General features: G+C 38.0%; 21 protein-coding genes. 7 read left to right on the top strand and 14 right to left on the bottom strand.

Going from position 1 to position 18417, the window contains the following annotated elements:
- Nucleotides 1-47 precede the first annotated feature (47 nt).
- A complete protein-coding gene (locus BUA72_RS09895) occupies nt 48-881 on the top strand; it encodes a hypothetical protein (RefSeq protein WP_072922797.1) in 834 nt (277 codons plus the stop codon).
- 223 nt (nt 882-1104) lie between these two features.
- On the opposite strand, the gene BUA72_RS09890 is transcribed toward BUA72_RS09895, so the two are convergent.
- Nucleotides 1105-1893 (bottom strand): helix-turn-helix transcriptional regulator, encoded by a 789-nt coding sequence (locus BUA72_RS09890; RefSeq protein ID WP_072922796.1) that lies wholly within the window; start codon nt 1891-1893, stop codon nt 1105-1107.
- A 215-nt stretch (nt 1894-2108) separates the two neighbouring features.
- Here BUA72_RS09890 and BUA72_RS09885 point away from each other — a divergent pair, with 215 nt between their 5' ends.
- Genes BUA72_RS09885 through BUA72_RS09875 form a run of 3 tightly spaced genes read left to right on the top strand, consistent with a single transcriptional unit; the run spans nt 2109 to nt 3135 of the window.
- Entirely contained in the window at nt 2109-2420 is a 312-nt protein-coding gene (locus BUA72_RS09885) for a hypothetical protein (RefSeq protein WP_072922795.1), read from the top strand.
- 27 nt (nt 2421-2447) lie between these two features.
- Entirely contained in the window at nt 2448-2720 is a 273-nt protein-coding gene (locus BUA72_RS09880) for a hypothetical protein (protein WP_072922794.1), read from the top strand.
- Nucleotides 2710-3135, top strand: coding sequence for a transposase (locus tag BUA72_RS09875; protein WP_072922793.1), 426 nt, complete (start codon nt 2710-2712; stop codon nt 3133-3135). Before BUA72_RS09880 ends, BUA72_RS09875 begins: the two co-directional genes overlap by 11 nt.
- Before the next feature lie 164 nt (nt 3136-3299).
- Here BUA72_RS09875 and BUA72_RS09870 read toward each other — a convergent pair whose 3' ends face one another.
- From BUA72_RS09870 to BUA72_RS09830, 9 genes are all read right to left on the bottom strand, one after another.
- Complete coding sequence (locus BUA72_RS09870; RefSeq protein WP_072922792.1) at nt 3300-3866, bottom strand: Crp/Fnr family transcriptional regulator; 567 nt, start codon at nt 3864-3866, stop codon at nt 3300-3302.
- Nucleotides 3867-3881: 15 nt separating this feature from the next.
- Nucleotides 3882-4544: a DNA-3-methyladenine glycosylase family protein gene (locus BUA72_RS09865; protein ID WP_072922791.1), complete on the bottom strand. Its 663-nt coding sequence runs from the start codon at nt 4542-4544 to the stop codon at nt 3882-3884.
- Nucleotides 4545-4559: 15 nt separating this feature from the next.
- Nucleotides 4560-5072, bottom strand: coding sequence for a methylated-DNA--[protein]-cysteine S-methyltransferase (locus tag BUA72_RS09860; protein ID WP_072923154.1), 513 nt, complete (start codon nt 5070-5072; stop codon nt 4560-4562).
- Nucleotides 5044-6483, bottom strand: coding sequence for an MFS transporter (locus tag BUA72_RS09855; protein WP_072922790.1), 1440 nt, complete (start codon nt 6481-6483; stop codon nt 5044-5046). The genes BUA72_RS09860 and BUA72_RS09855 overlap by 29 nt, the downstream gene beginning before the upstream one ends.
- Nucleotide 6484: 1 nt before the next feature.
- On the bottom strand, nt 6485-7048 hold the full coding sequence (locus BUA72_RS09850) for a TetR/AcrR family transcriptional regulator (protein WP_072922789.1): 564 nt from the start codon (nt 7046-7048) through the stop codon (nt 6485-6487).
- 310 nt (nt 7049-7358) lie between these two features.
- A complete protein-coding gene (locus BUA72_RS09845; RefSeq protein WP_072922788.1) occupies nt 7359-8282 on the bottom strand; it encodes a carbohydrate kinase family protein in 924 nt (307 codons plus the stop codon).
- A 452-nt stretch (nt 8283-8734) separates the two neighbouring features.
- Nucleotides 8735-9469: a hypothetical protein gene (locus BUA72_RS09840; protein WP_072922787.1), complete on the bottom strand. Its 735-nt coding sequence runs from the start codon at nt 9467-9469 to the stop codon at nt 8735-8737.
- A gap of 24 nt (nt 9470-9493) precedes the next feature.
- The gene (locus BUA72_RS09835; protein ID WP_072922786.1) at nt 9494-10840 is read right to left on the bottom strand and encodes an MFS transporter; all 1347 of its coding nucleotides are present in this window, start codon (nt 10838-10840) and stop codon (nt 9494-9496) included.
- A 6-nt stretch (nt 10841-10846) separates the two neighbouring features.
- Nucleotides 10847-12283 carry a mannitol dehydrogenase family protein gene (locus BUA72_RS09830; protein ID WP_072922785.1) on the bottom strand — a complete coding sequence of 479 codons (1437 nt, stop codon included), beginning with the start codon at nt 12281-12283 and terminating at the stop codon, nt 10847-10849.
- A 163-nt stretch (nt 12284-12446) separates the two neighbouring features.
- Here BUA72_RS09830 and BUA72_RS09825 point away from each other — a divergent pair, with 163 nt between their 5' ends.
- Entirely contained in the window at nt 12447-13454 is a 1008-nt protein-coding gene (locus BUA72_RS09825) for a LacI family DNA-binding transcriptional regulator (protein WP_072922784.1), read from the top strand.
- Nucleotides 13455-13771: 317 nt separating this feature from the next.
- Here the strand turns inward: BUA72_RS09825 and BUA72_RS09820 are convergent, their stop codons facing one another.
- The 4 genes from BUA72_RS09820 to msrB all read right to left on the bottom strand — a co-directional run bounded on the left by BUA72_RS09820 (nt 13772) and on the right by msrB (nt 16621).
- Entirely contained in the window at nt 13772-14590 is an 819-nt protein-coding gene (locus tag BUA72_RS09820) for a ferritin-like domain-containing protein (protein WP_072922783.1), read from the bottom strand.
- Nucleotides 14591-14615: 25 nt separating this feature from the next.
- Nucleotides 14616-15329: a ferritin-like domain-containing protein gene (locus tag BUA72_RS09815; protein ID WP_072922782.1), complete on the bottom strand. Its 714-nt coding sequence runs from the start codon at nt 15327-15329 to the stop codon at nt 14616-14618.
- A gap of 85 nt (nt 15330-15414) precedes the next feature.
- Nucleotides 15415-15984, bottom strand: a complete 570-nt coding sequence (locus BUA72_RS09810) for a fasciclin domain-containing protein (RefSeq protein ID WP_034730815.1) — start codon at nt 15982-15984, stop codon at nt 15415-15417.
- Between the two features lie 115 nt (nt 15985-16099).
- On the bottom strand, nt 16100-16621 hold the full coding sequence (gene msrB / locus BUA72_RS09805) for a peptide-methionine (R)-S-oxide reductase MsrB (protein WP_072922781.1): 522 nt from the start codon (nt 16619-16621) through the stop codon (nt 16100-16102).
- Nucleotides 16622-16677: 56 nt separating this feature from the next.
- Here msrB and BUA72_RS09800 point away from each other — a divergent pair, with 56 nt between their 5' ends.
- Together BUA72_RS09800 and BUA72_RS09795 are read left to right on the top strand one after the other, a co-directional pair.
- On the top strand, nt 16678-17280 hold the full coding sequence (locus BUA72_RS09800) for an RNA polymerase sigma factor (protein WP_228407859.1): 603 nt from the start codon (nt 16678-16680) through the stop codon (nt 17278-17280).
- 1 nt (nt 17281) lies between these two features.
- Nucleotides 17282-18115 (top strand): anti-sigma factor, encoded by an 834-nt coding sequence (locus BUA72_RS09795; protein ID WP_072922780.1) that lies wholly within the window; start codon nt 17282-17284, stop codon nt 18113-18115.
- Nucleotides 18116-18417 lie beyond the last annotated feature (302 nt).

Genomic DNA, 18417 nt, shown 5'->3' with positions numbered 1-18417 from the left:
ATCTTATAAAATTCTAGAGATATAGGAACTAAAAAAACATCGAAAAAATGAAAAAGATAAAAATATATTCAACAATTCTTCTTTTTGTAATAAACGGTATTGCATATAGCCAAATAGGAATTAGCACAGCTAACCCTCAGGGTATTTTCCATGTAGATGGAGCTAAAGATAATCATCCTGTGGAACAGCCTTCGGCTATAGAACAAATGAATGATGTTGTAGTAACAGCAGACGGACAGGTAGGAGTAGGAACAACAGTTCCTGACATTTCTGCCTTAATGGAAATAAAGTCCGAGAAAAGAGGCTTTTTACCACCACGGACAATTCTTGTTGATAAGAACGACGGAGTTACAATTCCTAATCCGGCTACAGGACTTACTGTATTTCATACTGGTAATGTAAATATGGAGTCGGGCCTATATTCTAATATCGGAACACCTATTTCTCCCATCTGGAATAAAGATGGGCAGACCATTATCAATGAAAACCAAGGGAGTATTACCTACAAATCTCCTATACGGCCAATAACAGATAGGTCAATTCTTAATGCGGGAGATTTTGAATTTCAGGTAGTAAGAAAATCTTCGGGAGATCCAAGAAGTGAATATATTCATATCCGCTACACCGGGACTGGTACCAGAAATTACAGTGTTTTTGATATTGAGGGGTGGACTTCTAGTGGATATTATTCAAATCCAGGTAATGGTACAGCAGACAATTTTTTTAGACAGATTGCTGGAAGCACCAATATTGGCTCTATCAATGAACTTAATGTAATAAGGATATATGACGGAGTGACTAAAAAAGTGTATCGGTATGAAGTAAACCTGATAGAGGTAGGAGGAATAACATATATATCACAATTGATTGAGGTTTTTTAAATCAGTAATACTCAGCGGAAGATCAATATTTTAATAACAAGGTTAGGATGCTTTTTTGTTCTTCCTGATACTTCTGCATCAAAATTCAATTCAGTCTTTTTATATCATTATTTTTACATCAGCTTTAGAATTAAAGCTGATGTTTTTTATGATCGTATTTTGGATAAAGAAACAGGAACGAAAAAACTGTTTATTTGAGATTTTTTTTGTCAACAATTCCGTTCTAAATTAAATTATGAATCATGACAAAGGCGATAAGTTCTGATGACGTCTTTGTATTAGTTTTTTTTCTAAGGTTTCGCTTATGATTTTCTACAGTATGATAGGAAATGGAAAGCTCAAAAGCAATCTGCGGAGTGTTATAGCCTTCACACATTAAATTTAAAATTTCTTTTTCCCTTTTTGCAATTTTGGGTACCTCAATGTCAACGTTTTTAATATCTCTTTCAATATATTTATAGTACTGCGTTTCTTCTTTGCTATAGTCTATAACGGAAAGTAAAGGAAGGTTAGGAATTTTATAATGTGATATATCAAAAACAGCTGTTAAAGAAGCTTCTACATCATTCTGAGTATTAATATATTCGCCAATAGATTTTATCATTACCAAACGGTACTCATGATTCATATCCATCATTCTTCCGTAAAAATTAAATTTTACTGTTCCTTTTCTGGAGTTGTCCAGTTGCAATCGCATCTCTTCAGCAAGTTGAAATGCTGACAATAAATACATTCTGTCATCGGGATGAAATAAATTGATGAAAAATCCATCTTCCATATTGTGAATCCAGTCAGCTTTTTTAAATGGTGTAAACTGCTCAACATTTTCGCTTACGATCTCTACTTTTCGTTCAACAAGATTAAAAAGAATCCAGATATGAAGCCCTATCGCATGATCCTTTATACTGTTAATTTTATTTTCAAAAAAACTATAATATTTTACTTGTGTTCTGTTGCGTGGTCCTAAAGAATCTAAAAAGTATTCTTTAGTAATCGGAGGTATTTTTTTCATGATCCATGTTTTTTTTTAAGATATCAAATAGTGAATTATACAACTAATCTACAAAAAAAAATGATTGAAAAATGATAGATATCTGTCATTTTTTGGCATGCCTTAGTACAATATATTTGCAGATACAATTTATCTTCCTTAAAAACACAATTACCTCTATAAACTGAAAACTAATAACTCTGATTTCTTCATCATACCGAAAAAAAATATTTCATATGCAAGCTGATTATAAGAAGATTTATACTGATTTAATCTTAGAAAAATACCCTTTTAAACAGATAGAATATCAAAGCTTCTTAAATAAAAAGAAGTGGAACTGTCTGGATGTGATTCAACTCAACAATATGCTTTTCCCCAACAAAGCATTTGAAAATTCCAGCCAGAAACATAAATCCTATGACAAAGAAAGCATTCTTGAAATATTACGATATCAAAAAGAAAAGGAACTCAATAACTCACAATTAGCAAAGTATTTTAAACTGAGTAGAAATACAATTGCTCTCTGGAAGAAAAAATATTGGATATAAAAAACACATACACCTAAGAAAAATCAGATGAAAAAAATTACCTTAACTCTGTTAGTACTATCAAGTATTAAATTAGCATCTCAGGTAGGCATTAGTACAACTACTCCGACAAAAACGTTAGATGTAAATGGTGGAATGAGAGTTCGTACCATGGTATCGAGCCCGCAGTTTTCTAATGCTGTTTCTGTGGTATCGCTTGATGCCAATGATGTTTTACAAAATAGTACCACATTAAATGTATTATTTTCTTCAACGGTATATGTGAAACAAAGAATTATTAATCTGAGCCATGGACTTTAAAAATATACATATTGGTTCTTTGATCAAAAACCAAATTGACAAAAGTGAAATAAGCGATTCACGGATTTCATCATTTTTCAATATATCTATTGATCATATTAAAGAGATGTATCTGCAGCAACATCTTTCCACAGAATTATTATTGAAATGGAGTAAATTATTAGAGTATGATTTCTTTCGGATTTATAGCCAGCATCTCATTTTATTTTCTCCCCCTGCCAATACAAATTACAAAACAGTAAAAAATAAAGACCTTCCCGTTTTCCGGAAAAATGTTTATACTACAGAAATAATATTATTCATTTTAGGGAAAATCAGGGATGGGAAAATGTCAAAAAAAGAGGTAATTGAAACCTATAAAATACCCAAAACAACCCTTTACAAATGGGTTATTAAGTATAATGGTCAAGCTTAGTATTTACCTTTTTTAAAACACAAACCTTAAAAATAGATTATGAAACTATTTAAATTTGAGAAATTCTTTCTGAATCGTATAACCAATCTTTCGGTATTTCTTCGGTCTTAGGTACTAAAAAAGGCATCAACTGTAGTAGTTGATGCCTTTTTTGTTTATTACAATCAGCGAAATCTGCTCAGGGTTTCTCTTGATACGCCAAGATAAGCTGCAATCAACTGTTTGGGAACCATATTATACAATTCCGGATAGAGCTTCATCAGTTCTTCGTAACGGCTTTTGGCATCATTGTTCATCAATGAGAGTAGCCTTTTATGGGCTGCAACATATCCTTTGTTGCTTCTCCACCGGAAAAAACGTTCTATCTGATGCAGCTCATCACATAGCTTTTCTCTGTCTCCACTGCTCAGGCAGAGCACATCAACATCGGTTATACAATCTACTGTAGTGGTTGCTTTCCCCTGATTAAACAAAGCATTATAATCAGAAGCCCACCAGGTCTTCATGGCAAACTGAAGAATGAACATTTTTAAATCATCATTCAGATAATATGATTTCAGGCATCCGTTGATGACAAAATATTCATGGTCTACCTCATCTCCCGGAGATATGATGGCTTGATTTTTTTTAAATGAAATGGGTTTAAAATGGGAGAAAACATAATCAAATTCTTCATCGGTCAGGCTGATGGTCTTAAGAAAATGTTCTCTGAGTAATTCTTTGGCTTCCATAGAATAAATGTTCGTTTATTTAGTTTTTAGATTGGAAAGATAATAATGCCAAAGCATCATCGAAGCTATGGAACGGAAGGGTTTCCATTTTTCGCTGATCTCCAGAATTTCTTCTTTAGCAGTAGTTTTTGGAAGCTGTTTTAACCGTTTGACAGCATTCACAGCAGCCAGATCTCCGATTGGAAAAATATCTGTTCGCTGAAGGGTGAACATCAGATATACATCTACCGTCCAATTGCCAATTCCTTTTAGATTCACCAAAGTTTCCCGGGCTTCATCATTTGACATTGTCGAAAGTTCTTCAAGGTCAATTTCTCCTTTCACAATAGCATTGGCCAATCCTTTAATGTAAATATTTTTCTGACGGCTTACATAACATTCTCTCATTTCTTCATCGCTCAATCTAAGAATATTTTCGGGAACAATTTCTGTAATTTTTTCTTTTAGTTTATTTAATGCGGCCAAAGCTGATGCTAAAGAAACCTGTTGTTCCAGAATAATATGAACAAGGCTTTCAAAAGTATTGGCACGCGTCCACATCGGAGGATACCCATGATTTTCCAGAATTAATTTTAAATCAGCATCCTGACTCGCCAGATGATCACACAATTCCTGAAAATTTTCAAGGCTGAATGTTTCGGCTTTTACAGAAACATTGATATTTTTATTTTTCATCATGGTTTATATTATCATTCAGAATAATTTCGGCATCGTGAAACCCTGTTCAAGATCAAGAAGAATCGATTTATTATCCAAACCGCCAGCAAAACCAACCAATTTCCCGGATGCTCCTACCACTCTGTGACAAGGCACAATGATGGAAATAGGATTTTTGTTTAAAGCCCCGCCCACAGCACGGACCGCTTTACTATCACCCAAGATTTTTGCCAACTCACCATATGTTTTTGTGATGCCGTAAGGGATTTTCAATAAAGCTTCCCAAACTCTAATCTGAAATTCTGTTCCTCTGAAATCAAGCGGAATATCGAATGCCGTTCTTTTATTTTGAAAATATTCGTTGAGCTGCTGTTCAGCCTGTAAAAGCAGCGGATGCTCATCATCTCTTACCGGTTCGGAAAGCTTTGTCCTTTTGTAATCTTCACCTTCCCAGATAATGGCCACAAGTCCTGTATCAGATGAGATCACTCTGATTACTCCCACTGACGAAGGAACATCTTTATAGATCAACGGTTTCCGGTTTTCCATTTTGTTCTGGTATTTCTTGTAAGATTTCGGTGGTTGCTTTCATACCCGGAAGTAATTGCAGCATTAACCCCACTATTATAACGCATATGATTAAACAAATAATTCCAAAGTGATAAGCCGTCTGCCAGCCATCTTTCGAAAAATAGAAAAATACGCCACCAATAATGCTCACACCCAGTGCTGAAGCAGTCTGCTGAAAAGTGGAATAAATTCCCGCCGCTGCACCTGCATACTGAGAAGGTACGTTTTTTAATGCAATATTTAATAACGAAGGAAGAACAAGTCCGTTTCCGAATCCCCAGACTCCCATTAATCCGATAATGGCCCAGGTACTGATTCCGGGTTTCCAAAGCGTCATTTGAAGATAAAATGCAATCACTAAAATGACTACACCCACCTGCAATACTCTTTTTCCGAATGTTACGATGAGCCGTGAAGCCATCACGGAAGATATGATGAATAAAATTCCGGGAATGATAAAGTAAAGTCCCGAATCCAGTGCCGAAACACCCAATCCGTTTTGAAGATAGACTGCGCTCAGCAAAAGATAAGCGGTATGCAGCATAAAATGAAACCATACGGCAACCAGTCCGATATTAAAATCTTTTATCTTAAATAGCCGGACGTCAATGAGTGGGTTTCCATTTTTAGAAAGCTTAATTTTTTGATTATAAATGAAAAATGCGAAAAGTAAAACAGACAAAATAATCAGTCCGAAACTCCACAACGGCCAGCCCGCCTCCCGCCCCTGAATCAAAGGATAAATGAGAGAAAACAAAGCTAACGTTAAAATTAAGATTCCTGTGTAATCAAATTTTGTACTTTGATGTTTTACCGTTTCTGTTACATATCGATGTGTGGCCCAAAGCGTTATAATTCCTATCGGCAAATTGATAAAGAAAACCAGTCTCCATCCTTCTATAAACCAATGGGTATCTGATAAATAACCACCCAATACCTGTCCGATCACTGCCGCCGTACCAAGGGTGATTCCGTACCAACCAAATGCTTTTGCTCGTTCTTTTGTATCCGTAAACAAAACCTGGATAAATGCGATGGTCTGCGGAACCATAAATGAAGCACTCAATCCCTGGAAAAGCCTAGTAACATTAAGCTGTAAAGACGTTTGTGACAAACCGCACAGACAGGAAGCCACCGTAAAAGCAAACATTCCCCAAAAGAAAACCTTCTTTCTTCCGAAATGGTCTCCTGCCCTGCCTCCCGTTATCAAAAAAGCGGCATAGCCCAGAAGATATCCTGCAATGACAAGCTGCATTTCACCATCTGTGGCATGAACTCCTTTTTTGATGGTCGGAATGGCCACATTGATGATAAATACATCAATGACTGAAAGCAAAGGCGCTGACAATACGATGATCAGCTCCAGCCATTTATTTTTTATTTCTTTCATCTCAGATGAGTTTTTCAATGATTTTCTTTGCCGATTGTATTTCGTCAGCCCTTTTGAAAACAGAAGCCGTCACGATTGAGCCTTCCAGCATGACATAAATGGTTTCCGCCAATTCTTCATCCGACAATATTTTTTTATGCCCGGAATTTTCAACCAACATTTTGATAAATTCTTTACTGTGAATTTTCGTTGCCTGTATTTCTGCCAAAAAACGGGGGTCATCTGTTCCTGCTTCGTCATTAACTTTAATAAAAGGACAACCTCCAAACTTTCTGATTTCCTGCCGTTGCGTATGATGATCAAAAATAGCCAGTAGTTTTTCTTTGGGATCTTCAACTTTGTTTATGGTAGCTTCCAGTCTGGTAAACCAAAGCTCATGCGTTCGCTGAACGTAAGCAATCAAGAGATCCGTTTTTGTTTCAAAGTGTTTGTATAAAGATGCTTTGGCAATATCTGCCTCTTCAATGATCTGATTAATCCCTGTATTGCTGTAACCCTGTTTATAAAAAAGGTGATCCGCAGTATCTAATATTTTGTCGATGACGACCTGTCCTCTTTGTTTCATTTTTCAAAGTTATGCAATAAATAGACAACTTTGTCTATTTATTTTTTTGATTTTTTCTATATCCATTTAAAAACATTCATGATCACGTTGAATTTCACGTGTTATGATTGTAAATTTCATATTGTTACAGTTTCGGACACAAAAAACCTCTGAAATCTTTGGATTTCAGAGGTTTTTATTTTGTTTAACCATGTCAAGGTTTTGAACCTTGACATGGTGCGTGGATATCAGAACTACTCATTTTCAAGTAGTTTTAGCCTTTCTTATTATCATTAAAAAAAATATTTTATTCCAAACTCAGGTTATTTATTTAAAAACTCAAAGCTGACAATTCATTCATTCCTTTAAATTTAAGGAAATCTTCCTGTGTATACTCCGGACACGCTCCTTCCTGCGACGTAATGAAAGCACCCAATGACACAGCCTGAGACATAATCTCATGAGCTGAAGCTTCTTTTTGCAGTCTTTTTGATAAAAATCCGGCTAAAAATGAATCCCCGCTACCGACGGTATCTTTAACCTCAACAGGAATGGTTGGGTAGAGATAAAATTGGTCATCGTGAGCATAAAGCGCACCTTTACTTCCTTTAGATACAATGATTTCCCGGATTCCAAACTGATCCTGCAGGTATCTGATGCTGTCTTTTTCATCCTTATATTCTTTCTTGAAAAAATCAAGGACCATACGGAGTTCAGCTTTATTAAATTTGGCTAAGTGTGTCTTGTGCAGTAATTCATTAATAATCCTGATGTCATAATAAGGTTCTCTCAAATTGATATCAAAAACATTATACGAACTCACTTCCAGCAGCTGAAACAAAGTGCTTTTTGACTTTTCATTCCGGGCAGCTAGTGTTCCGAAAACCAATGCATCAGCTGTACTGAGAACTTTTTGATTTTCCTGAGTCGTTTCAATAAAATCCCAGGCCACGTTCTCTACAATGTCATAGTGAGCATCATTATTTTCATCTACAGACGCAATTACTGTACTTGTGGGATATTCTTTTGTAACCTGAATATGATCCGTAGGAATCTTCCAGTTTTTAATTTTCTGCAGCAGCTCATGACCAAGTTCATCATCGCCAACACTGCTTATCACCTCAACATCAAGGCCCATTTTAAAAAGATGATATGCCACATTGAACGGCGCTCCGCCAATCCGTCTCTGTTCACCCGGAAAAATATCCCAAAGAACCTCTCCAAAGCAGACTGCTTTATATTTTTTTTCTTGCATGATTAATTAAATTGTATTTCAGACATACGGATCCATACGTTCCGTTATCTATCAGTAAATTACTAAAAATTCTATTCGGATAAACAAAATGGACTGTGAATGATGATTTTTTTATGAAAATTTCACTTCCTTATCTGTTTATATTTATTAACATGAGTTCGGAATAATACATCTTTTCAGATTTCAGATATGAGACATTAGACTTTTAAATGGGAGAAAAATGTCAATGGTGAATTTTGCTTCGCAAGTGAATGGTCAATTGATGACGGAGAAGATTCATAATATTTCAACGCTCTCAACCGTGAATGGCGAATGCTGGAAAGATTTCAGACAATAATTTCTTACCTTACTTACTGCCAACCAGCAACTCATAAACCAGCAACCAGCAACCAAAACATCTCCTGAAACTCATAACTCTCTCAAATTTCCTATCCCAAACTCAGGTTTTACTACTAAAATGAATACGCTTGAACGGAGAACTGAAGAAACGCATTGTTATTCACCGGATTCCACATCGCCCATATTCCAACGGGAATTTTATAGCCTTCAATGGTAAAACTCTTTGAAAGGATAAGGCTTATCTCATTGAATCCTGCATCTTTTGCAAAGAAATTGTTCTTCTCTCCGTTGCTGTTGTTCAGCGCAAAGCTGTAGCCTACCCTTGCCCTTACTTCCAGACTTTCTTTTTTGTACACAGGATATTCTCCCGAAACGAAAGTTGAATATTTGTTTTCTGTATTAATGCTGTTCCGGTCTCTCCCAAAAACTACCGTATTCCAACTGAGCACTAAGGGAAACTGCTCACTCATGGTATAATAGGACCTGAAATCCCAGAAACGGCCGGTCTCGCGGGCAGAATAATTAAAATACTCCTTATTGTTATAGGTGGCGCCGGGAGAGAAATTATAAATATCCCAAAGTTCTAAAACCAGTTTTTTGTTTTTATACCCGATGTAATGATTAAATTCCTTGTAAGAACCATCAAAATTACCCCCTGCCCAAAAACCTCCGTAGAAATTTTTAAAATCCAGATGTATATCCCCGGTATAAATAGCTCCGGCAGATACTTCAAGCCCTCTCCACAAGTGACTGTTCCTAAGCTGCAAGGCAGAATGCAGCTCCTGGGCATTCAATGATATATTTCCTATGACTGCCGAGAAAAAGATTAACAGATTATATTTAAGCATATTGTGTTTTTTAATAAAAATCAGTTAGATAATAAGATCTTTCTCACGGATACGCGAGCCGAACAGCGCATAAGCCAGCATTAATAATTCACAGATCACCGTAAGGGACCACGTCCATCTCCATGAGCCGAGAATATCCGCTAAACCTCCCTGTACAAGGGTGAAAACTGCTCCTCCAAATACCGCAGAAATAAAAATTCCTGAAGCTTTTGAAGTATATTTATTCAAACCTTTTATAGATAGGGAATAAATGCAGCTCCACATGGAAGAATGCAGAAGACCGATTGCTACGAGAAACCACAGATTCTGTGTAATCATTGAAACCAGGGCAAGTATTGTTGCTAAAACCGTTGTTACCGCCAGCTGTGTTCTGGCTGAAATACTGCTCAAAAAGCTTGATACCGCTCTGCCTACAAGAAATCCGCCCCAGTATAATGTTGATAATAAAGCATGAATTCCAAGATCCATCCCGCCGATGATGATGTCTGTTTTTCCAAAGAAAGTGATCGGGTGTCCGGAATCCATAAGCTCAAAAGCATATAAATTGATATTTGCTCCAATGGCCACTTCCGTTCCTACATAAAAGAAAATCGCCATAACACCAAGTACAAAATGTCTGAAAGACCAAATGCTTCTTTCCAGCTTCTCTCCTGCTACCGCTCTCGTATGGGCAATATCGGGAAGATGAAGTCTTTTCGTGATCACGATAATAATCAGGATGCACAGAATAAGTATGGCAAGTGGCAACAGCAATTGTTTGATTTCTATCTTCTCAATTGAAATTCCGCTGAACATGATGACCGTAACGAAAAACGGTGCAGAAGTCGTTCCTATGGAATTGATAGCCGTTAAAATATTCAAGCGCTGTACCGGCTGGGTTCCTTTTAATTCATAAGAAGCTGCATAGGGATTGACAACCACCTGAATGACCGCTGCTGCAGTTCCCATTAAGTAAGACCCAATCACAAAAATCACAAACCCAAAAGGAATCACCGCATCTTTGATACTGAATTTCAGATCCGGATACTGATACCCGAACCATGATGAACACAGGTACATAAACAATCCTGAGATCATAAAGAAAAGTCCGCGGAGAATTGTGTTTTTATACCCGAAAGCATTCACCCACTTACTTCCTAAAGTTCCATTCAGCAGATAACCTAGAAAAAAGAAGAATGAAATCAGCGTGGTGAACGTATTTTTAAGCCCTCCGGCCTGGCTCAGAAACGTGAATTTCAAAGGAGCTTGCAGCTGCTCGTTAACAGTGGTCAGAAACCCTACGATGAAGTAGATGAATGTGATGATAACGAATGGCAGGATCGGGTTATTCGCCTTTGATCCTGAAGGCTGGATATCAGAATTTATAATCATGGTCAATTATTTTATGATTGATTTTAAAACCGGACCGGTTCCTTTGTTTTTAATCTGGTTGGCAAACTCCGTGTACAGTTCCACAAATTTGACTGAACCTTTTAAATCGGCGCCTTTAAAAGCAGATAGTTCAAGGAAAGCAAGAGTATTTTCATCATCAATCAGCTTCTGATCTTCAGCAGTCAGCCAGGGCTCTCCTATTTCATAAGAATGTCCGTGGTCGTCTGTTCTGTATTTGAGATAATGTCTGTAGGAAGCGGTAAGAAAAGCTACACGAGTCAGATCCATACCTGCTTTAATCATAATAATCAGATTAGGAATGATGTACACCGGGAATTTTGAAACCCCATCGAAACACAGTCTGCTTACCTGATCACTGACGCTGTGGTTGGCAAATCTTTCGATCAGTGTTTTTTTATAGTCTTCGAGATCCGTGTTTTTAGGAGCGGGAACTAAAGGTGTAATATCCGTATCCATAAAGTTGCGAACAAATCTTACCACATCTTGATCTTCCATGGCCTGATCCACCTTGCGGTAGCCCATCAGAAAAGAAGGGTAAGACAATAAAGTATGTGACGCATTAAGTAGGCTCAGTTTCATGTTTTCAAAAGCAGTCACGTCATCTGTAAATTCTACTCCAGCCCTTTCCCAGGTAGGTCTTCCTGAAATAAAGTTATCTTCAATCACCCATTGTATAAAATCTTCGCAATAAACAGGGGCCAGATCTTCAATGCCGCTTTTTTTGTTTAGTCTTTCCACATCCTCAGGAGATACGGCAGGCGTAATGCGGTCTACCATGCTGTTTGGAAATGAAACATGAGTTTTCATCCATTCTGCCAGTTCTTTATCCTGAGCTTCTATGAATGTTGTAAAAGCTCTTTTGGCTGTATTCCCATTGTGCTGAAGATTATCACATGAAAGAATGGTAATGCCTCCGCTATTCTTCAGTTTTCTACGACGAAGCCCTTCAGCCACAAATCCGAAGACGGTTGAAGGAGTTCCCGGATTTTTTAAATCATGCTGGATTTTCTCATCGTTCAAAATAAATGCTCCTGTTTCTTTATCCAGATTGTATCCGCCTTCAGTGATGGTTAATGTGATTATTCTGATAGAAGGATCGGCAATTTTGTTGATCACGGCTTCCGGATCTTCAATACCCCAGATCAGTTCCCGCAATGATCCTATCTTATACACCTCATCGGTTCCGTTTCTTCCGCAGACAGTGAGGGAATATTCAAGATTCTGAGCTCTTAAATTACGAACAATATTTTCGTCGGAAGGGAGCAGACAGACTCCACAGATTCCCCACTGCTTCTGGTCTTCGGATTCCAGTATGGCATTGGTGTAAAACTGCTGATGCGCCCGGTGGAAATTTCCGACACCGATGTGCAGAATTCCTGTAGTGATTTTTTCGGCATCATAATGATAAGAAATGGTATTCATATGCAAAGGATTATTAATACGTTAGTCAATGTGTTAAAACTATATTAACAATCAGTTCATCATTAGTTTTTTTTATAAAATTTACACTGGGAACGTTCCCGAAACTCAGGGAACGTTCCCAATTGCTTATTTTTTTATTAATTTTAGCAAAAAACATGGGCTGATGAAACGTACAACCATTAAAGATCTTTCAAAATTTTTGTCATTATCGACCTCCACCATCTCCCGGGCGCTGCTTAATGATAAAAATGTAAGCTATGAAACCAGAAAACGGGTACTGGATGCTGCGGATCAATTGGGATATAAACCTAATCTTACGGCTTTGAATTTAAAATCCGGACAATCCAAAACGATAGGTGTGGTGGTTCCGGAGATGATTACTCCATTTTCGGCAAAGGTTCTTGAAGGAATTCAGAATGTATTGTATCCTCTCGGGTACAGGCTTGTCATTACCCAATCTGATGAAAATCCACTTATTGAAAGAAAAAACCTGCAGCTCCTGGAAGGATTCAATGTAGACGGGATCATCATTAATTTATGTCATGAGACCTATAATAATGATCTATATCAGCAAATTATAGATCAGGGAACTCCTTTGGTCTTTTTTGACAGAATTCCCGGTAAATCTTTAGACGTATCGAAAGTGGTCGTGGATGATTACATTAATTCCTCCTTAATGGTAGAATATCTGATTAAAACCGGAAGAAAGAGAATCGCCCACATCATGGGCCCGCAAACCATCCGGAACGCTGTGGAAAGAGCCAACGGGTATAAGCGCATTATGACCAAACACAATATTTTCGATGAAGATCTGATCATTAGCACGGAAGGAATGAGCTTTGATTACGGGAAAGAAGCTGTGAAACAGTTGCTCCATAAAAAGACAGAGTTTGACAGTATTTTCGCATTCAGTGATACTTTAGCCATAGGAGCGATGAATTTTCTCCTTGAAAACAATATTAAAATACCCGGGGATGTCGCTGTAGCCAGTTTTTCAGGAACGGAATTATCTACGATTGTCTATCCGCAGCTGACGAGCGTTCAGCAGCCTTTGATAAAGATGGGAGAAACCGCCGCAGAACTGATACTTGAGAAAATAAAAGATAAGTCTGCACCAAGCAGGACGGTTTTAATGGATGCAGTGCTGGTGTATAGGGCCTCGACTTTGTAAAAGCATCCGTAGTTTTAATATCTCACACTTCGACTTCGCTCAGTGTGACATCGCTAATAGTATGCTGTTTCGAAGAGCATACTATTATTTTAGGTAGCTAAACCTTATAGGTTTTAAAAACCTATAAGGTTTGATTATATTTATTTTTTATTTTACTCCCCAAGTTTTAAGATTGAATCAGAATTTCTCTCACCAGTCGCGAGAGTTTTGAAAAATCTTTTGCTTCAGGTTTTGTTTTGACAGATGTAAGCCAAAAAAAATCCCATCCCCAGATATTTTCTAAGGATAGGACTCTCACCTAAATAATAAAAATTGTATCAGACCACAATGAACAGACCTGCAATAGTCTGCGCCTCGCTTGTTGTAAGAACTTCATCATAAGCTGCAGATCCCGCCGCCGCTCCGAAAGCTGTGGCTGTATTGAATCCTGCCTGATTTGTGTTATCTTCTCCTGCGTACACAGCGTTTGTAGCAGCAGGCATATTTCCTCCGTTGGCCAGTTCTATCCAACCTTTATTGGCACGCATTCTTCTCACCTGTGAAGCATGTCTTGCCTCCACAGAATGGATCTGAAGTGCTGCCTGCAATACAGCTTTATTAGACATTACATTTCCAGCCTGTCCTTTATACGCACGAACTCCGGTGTCTTCAAAAGCCTGAGCCAGAACCAGGAATTGGTTATAATCTGTGAAAGGCGTAAAATTTCCGCCAGCCGTAAAATCAAAAGTAGGTTTTGGTTTTGGAGCTTCTCCAAGAGAAGTCAGGGTACTTTTAAGAAAACCTACGTGTGCTGATTCATGTTTTGAGATCTGCATAAAAACAGGTCGGTCTGAATTGGGAATCAATCCGGCCGCTCCCAGACCTATGGCGTAATATTCATTTTCAAGATATTCCAGAACCAATGCCAGCTGTAAGGCATCCGTCAAGGCACTTTTGAAAAAAGTCGCGGATGTTGACTGATCTGTAGTTTCCGCTTTAGCAGGAGTAGATATTAATGCTCCCAATCCTAGTGGAATGGAGGCTACTGCTGCCTTTTTACCAAATGTTGACATATTGGTAATTGTTTCTAATCTTGTAGCTTCTGTGGTAAAAAATTTATCGTTAGAAAGCTTATCTAGTAATTTAAGAATGTTCATAATAGTAGATTTTGAAAATGAATAATTAGCTGATTCCTCTTTCTTTCCATGTGAAAGGAGTTTTTATAAATCCTCCTGCCGCCATGACGATATCTTTAGGTTCTTTGGCAAGGTCAAGTCCATTGGCATCAATCACATCATCACCTGAGAAATCCGCAGATCCGGGATTAATAATATTCCTGATCGCGGAAGCATGTCTTGCCTCTACAGAAACGATCTTTCCGGCAATCACCAGATACGCCGGGTTGGTAATATATTTTCCTGCCCCGTTGTATGCTGCCACTCCTGTATCTTCCAAAGCTTTTGCTGTGGCCAGAACAGAATTTCTGTCGTTAAAATTCACATTCGCATACTGGAACTGAAGCGTAGGTAAAACATTCGCAGTTACCCCACTGATAGCCGCTTTAAAGAAATCGCGGTGAATTACTTCATGATGGTAAAGATCTGTAAAAAGGTCTTTTTCAACACTTGAAATTCCGGAGTAAAAATTGTTAACTACTTTGGTATAAAAATCAGCTTCCAGCTGTTCCAGTACATAGGCGTAATTCAGAACACCAACATCTCCGGTACCCAGGTCGAAAACCTGCCCGTTGTCCATCATTCCGAAATCATTATCATCATCACAACCGATCAGTGTAAGTCCTGCCATAGCCAGTCCTATACCGCCCAGTTTCAAAAAGTTTCTTCTGCCTGTATCCAGAGTAGCTCCCTGGTTAGAAACATTAATAGTTTTTTTCATAATATTATAGGTTTGAGTGTTATTAAATTCTCAAAAGAGGAGAAAAAAACAGCATAATAAATTATGCTGTTTGAAAACTAAAACATTACGGCATCAACACCGTATCAATCACGTGGATCACACCGTTTGACTGATTTACATCAGCGATCGTCACTTTTGCACTATTTCCTTTTGCATCCTGTACATAAAGGTCTTTTCCTTTTGTCCAGAACGTCAATCCTTCACCTTCTACCGTTTTCATCATACTTTTACCATTTCCGGCTTTCACAGCTGCCCAGATGTCTTTAGCACTGTATTTCCCTGCAAGCACATGATATGTTAAGATTTTGGTAAGCATTTCTTTGTTTTCCGGTTTTACCAGAGTTTCCACCGTTCCTTTCGGAAGTTTAGCGAAGGCTGCATCTGTAGGGGCCAGTACCGTGAAAGGTCCCGCTCCCTGCAATGTCTCTACCAGACCTGCTGCTTTTACCGCTGCTACCAAAGTCTTGTGATCTTTAGAGTTTACAGCGTTTTCAATGATATTTTTAGATGGATACATCGGCGCACCACCTACCATAACTGTTTTTTCTTTCATCGTTTGTGCAGTTACCTTCCCACTGAAAGCGAATGATAAAGCGACCATTCCTAAAACTGCGATTTTTGAGCTTGTGTTCATTTTGTTGATTTTTTAAGTTAATATCTATTTAAGTTGTGTTCTTAGAATCATTTACGAGGTGGTTTTTGTTTTGGATTTAAAAAATTTGATTTTTTATTAAAAATTTCAAAATCCTTTATTTCTTTTTAGAATCCGGGACGAAATCGAGGCAGACAGAATTCATACAAAATCTTTTACCGGTAGGATTCGGGCCGTCATCAAAAATATGTCCGAGGTGGGCATCACATCTTCCGCACAATACTTCAGTTCTTGTCATATCATGGGAAGTATCTTTTCTGTAGACCACACTATTCTTACGTAGCGGCTCATAAAAGGAAGGCCAGCCGCAGGTTGTCGCAAATTTTGAAGTAGAAAAAAACAGAGGATTTCCACATACTGCACAGAAATACGTTCCTTTTTCATCGAATTCATAATATTTTCCGGTGAAGGCCGTTTCCGTATCTCCTTCTCTGGCCACCTGATACAGTTCCGGCTTCAGAATCTTCTTCCATTCTGCATTGCTCACTTTCAAAGGAGTGGTCACCGTACGGGAGTAGTAAGGATTCTTTGCTTTAAAATTACCGGACTGGGCAAAACTTCTTTCTGCAGTGACTGCCAAAAAGAAGACGAGAGCTGTTTTTACGATTACACTTTTCATATTCGATAATTTTAAACGATTACTTAAAATCATTTACGATGCAAAAGTTTTTTCGGATGTTGTTTATTATATCTTTTATTTTATTACATTTGGAAGGAAAATCATACGCTATTAAAACAACCTATTCGGAAGAAGAGCTTATCGTTTTATTGAAAGAAAAAAACGAGTCCGGCTTTCACTATTTGTACGACCACTATGCAGGAGCACTGTATGGGGTGGTTCTCCGAATTGTTCAGTCTAAAGAATATACTGAAGAGATTATTCAGGATGTTTTCGTTAAGATCTGGAATGCCATCCATCAGTATGATTCATCAAAAGGCAAATTCTACACGTGGATGATCAATATTGCCCGAAATACGGCGATAGATTATTTAAAATCAAAAGGTTTCCAAAACGAACTAAAAAACCAACCGCTTCCAGATTTCGTATATAATTCTGCAGAACTTTCAACGTCTAACAATTCATCCGATTTTATTGGATTTAATAATGTACTGAAAGGGCTGGAGGTTGATAAACAAGAACTTATCGACCTGGCATACTACCAGGGTTATACTCAGAACGAGATATCGGAAAAGCTGAAGATACCCCTTGGAACGGTGAAAACCAAAATGCGGAACGCGCTGATGAAATTAAAGGATTTGTTAAAAGATTATCAATAAATTGAACACTAAAGAATACATATCATCCGGAATTATAGAATCTTATATTCTAGGTCTTGCTTCTCCTGAGGAAGCAGGGATTTTGGAGTGTGTGATGAAAAACAATGCTGAAGTAAAAGCGGCTTTTGAAGAAGCGCAGCAAACTTTGGAAGATTTGGCGACAAGCCAGGCCGTGGCACCGCCAGCCGATTTAAAATCTAAGATATGGAATAAGATCCAGCAGGAACAGACTACGACTACGGAAGAAGTACAGCCTGCGGTTATTAGAGATATTCCAACTGTGAGACCTCAAGAGAATATTGCACCTCAACAGGACATTAAGCCTCAGGGTACAAGCAGCTGGAAAACATATGCAGTGGCCGCCTCAGTCCTATTTCTGGTCAGTGCGGCAGGAAATCTTTTCTGGATGAACAGTCAGTCTGAAACCAGAGCAGAAATAGCTAAAATGCAGACCGAGAAAAAAACTCAGGATCTCGCTATGCAAAAAATGAATCAGAAAATGAATATGGTTTCCAATCCTGATATGCAGATGGTTATGCTGAAAGGCGTAGAAAAGCATACGGACTCCAAAGCCATGGTTTTCTGGGACAAAAAGACGAAACAAGTCTATCTCAACGCCGAAAGCCTGCCGAAAGCTCCTGAAGGGATGCAGTATCAGCTGTGGGCGATCGCAGATGGCAAACCTGTAAGTGCAGGAATGTACACCGAAGAGAAAGACAGCAAAATAGCGCTCGCAAATATTCCGAAGGCCCAGGCATTCGCTATTACCCTTGAAAAAGAGGGTGGCAGCGCAGTTCCTACCATGGAGAATATGTATGTGATGGGCGGAATCTAGACCTACTCTACTACTTTTTCACCGAATCCCCATAGATCCTCTACTTTGAATAGTAGCATGGATGGTGCATTAATTCAAATAATACCCTTATTTTTTTCATCATTCTCTAGAAATGTCGGTTTAAAAAGAATCATCTGCATTCTGTTCTACGACGCTTCAAAGCCATAACTCACTGAAAATAAATGATTTTTTGTGATAGTATTCATTTTGAATGCCCTACATTTAATACAGAAATAGGACTTATAAAAAAACACAATACTTTATATTTCTACTATCCCCGTCATGGGGATTTTAATGAAATT

This window comes from Chryseobacterium sp. OV279 (assembly GCF_900128945.1).
In the GTDB taxonomy this organism is placed as follows: Bacteria; Bacteroidota; Bacteroidia; order Flavobacteriales; family Weeksellaceae; genus Chryseobacterium.
This window is presented reverse-complemented; position numbering and strand designations above follow the sequence as displayed.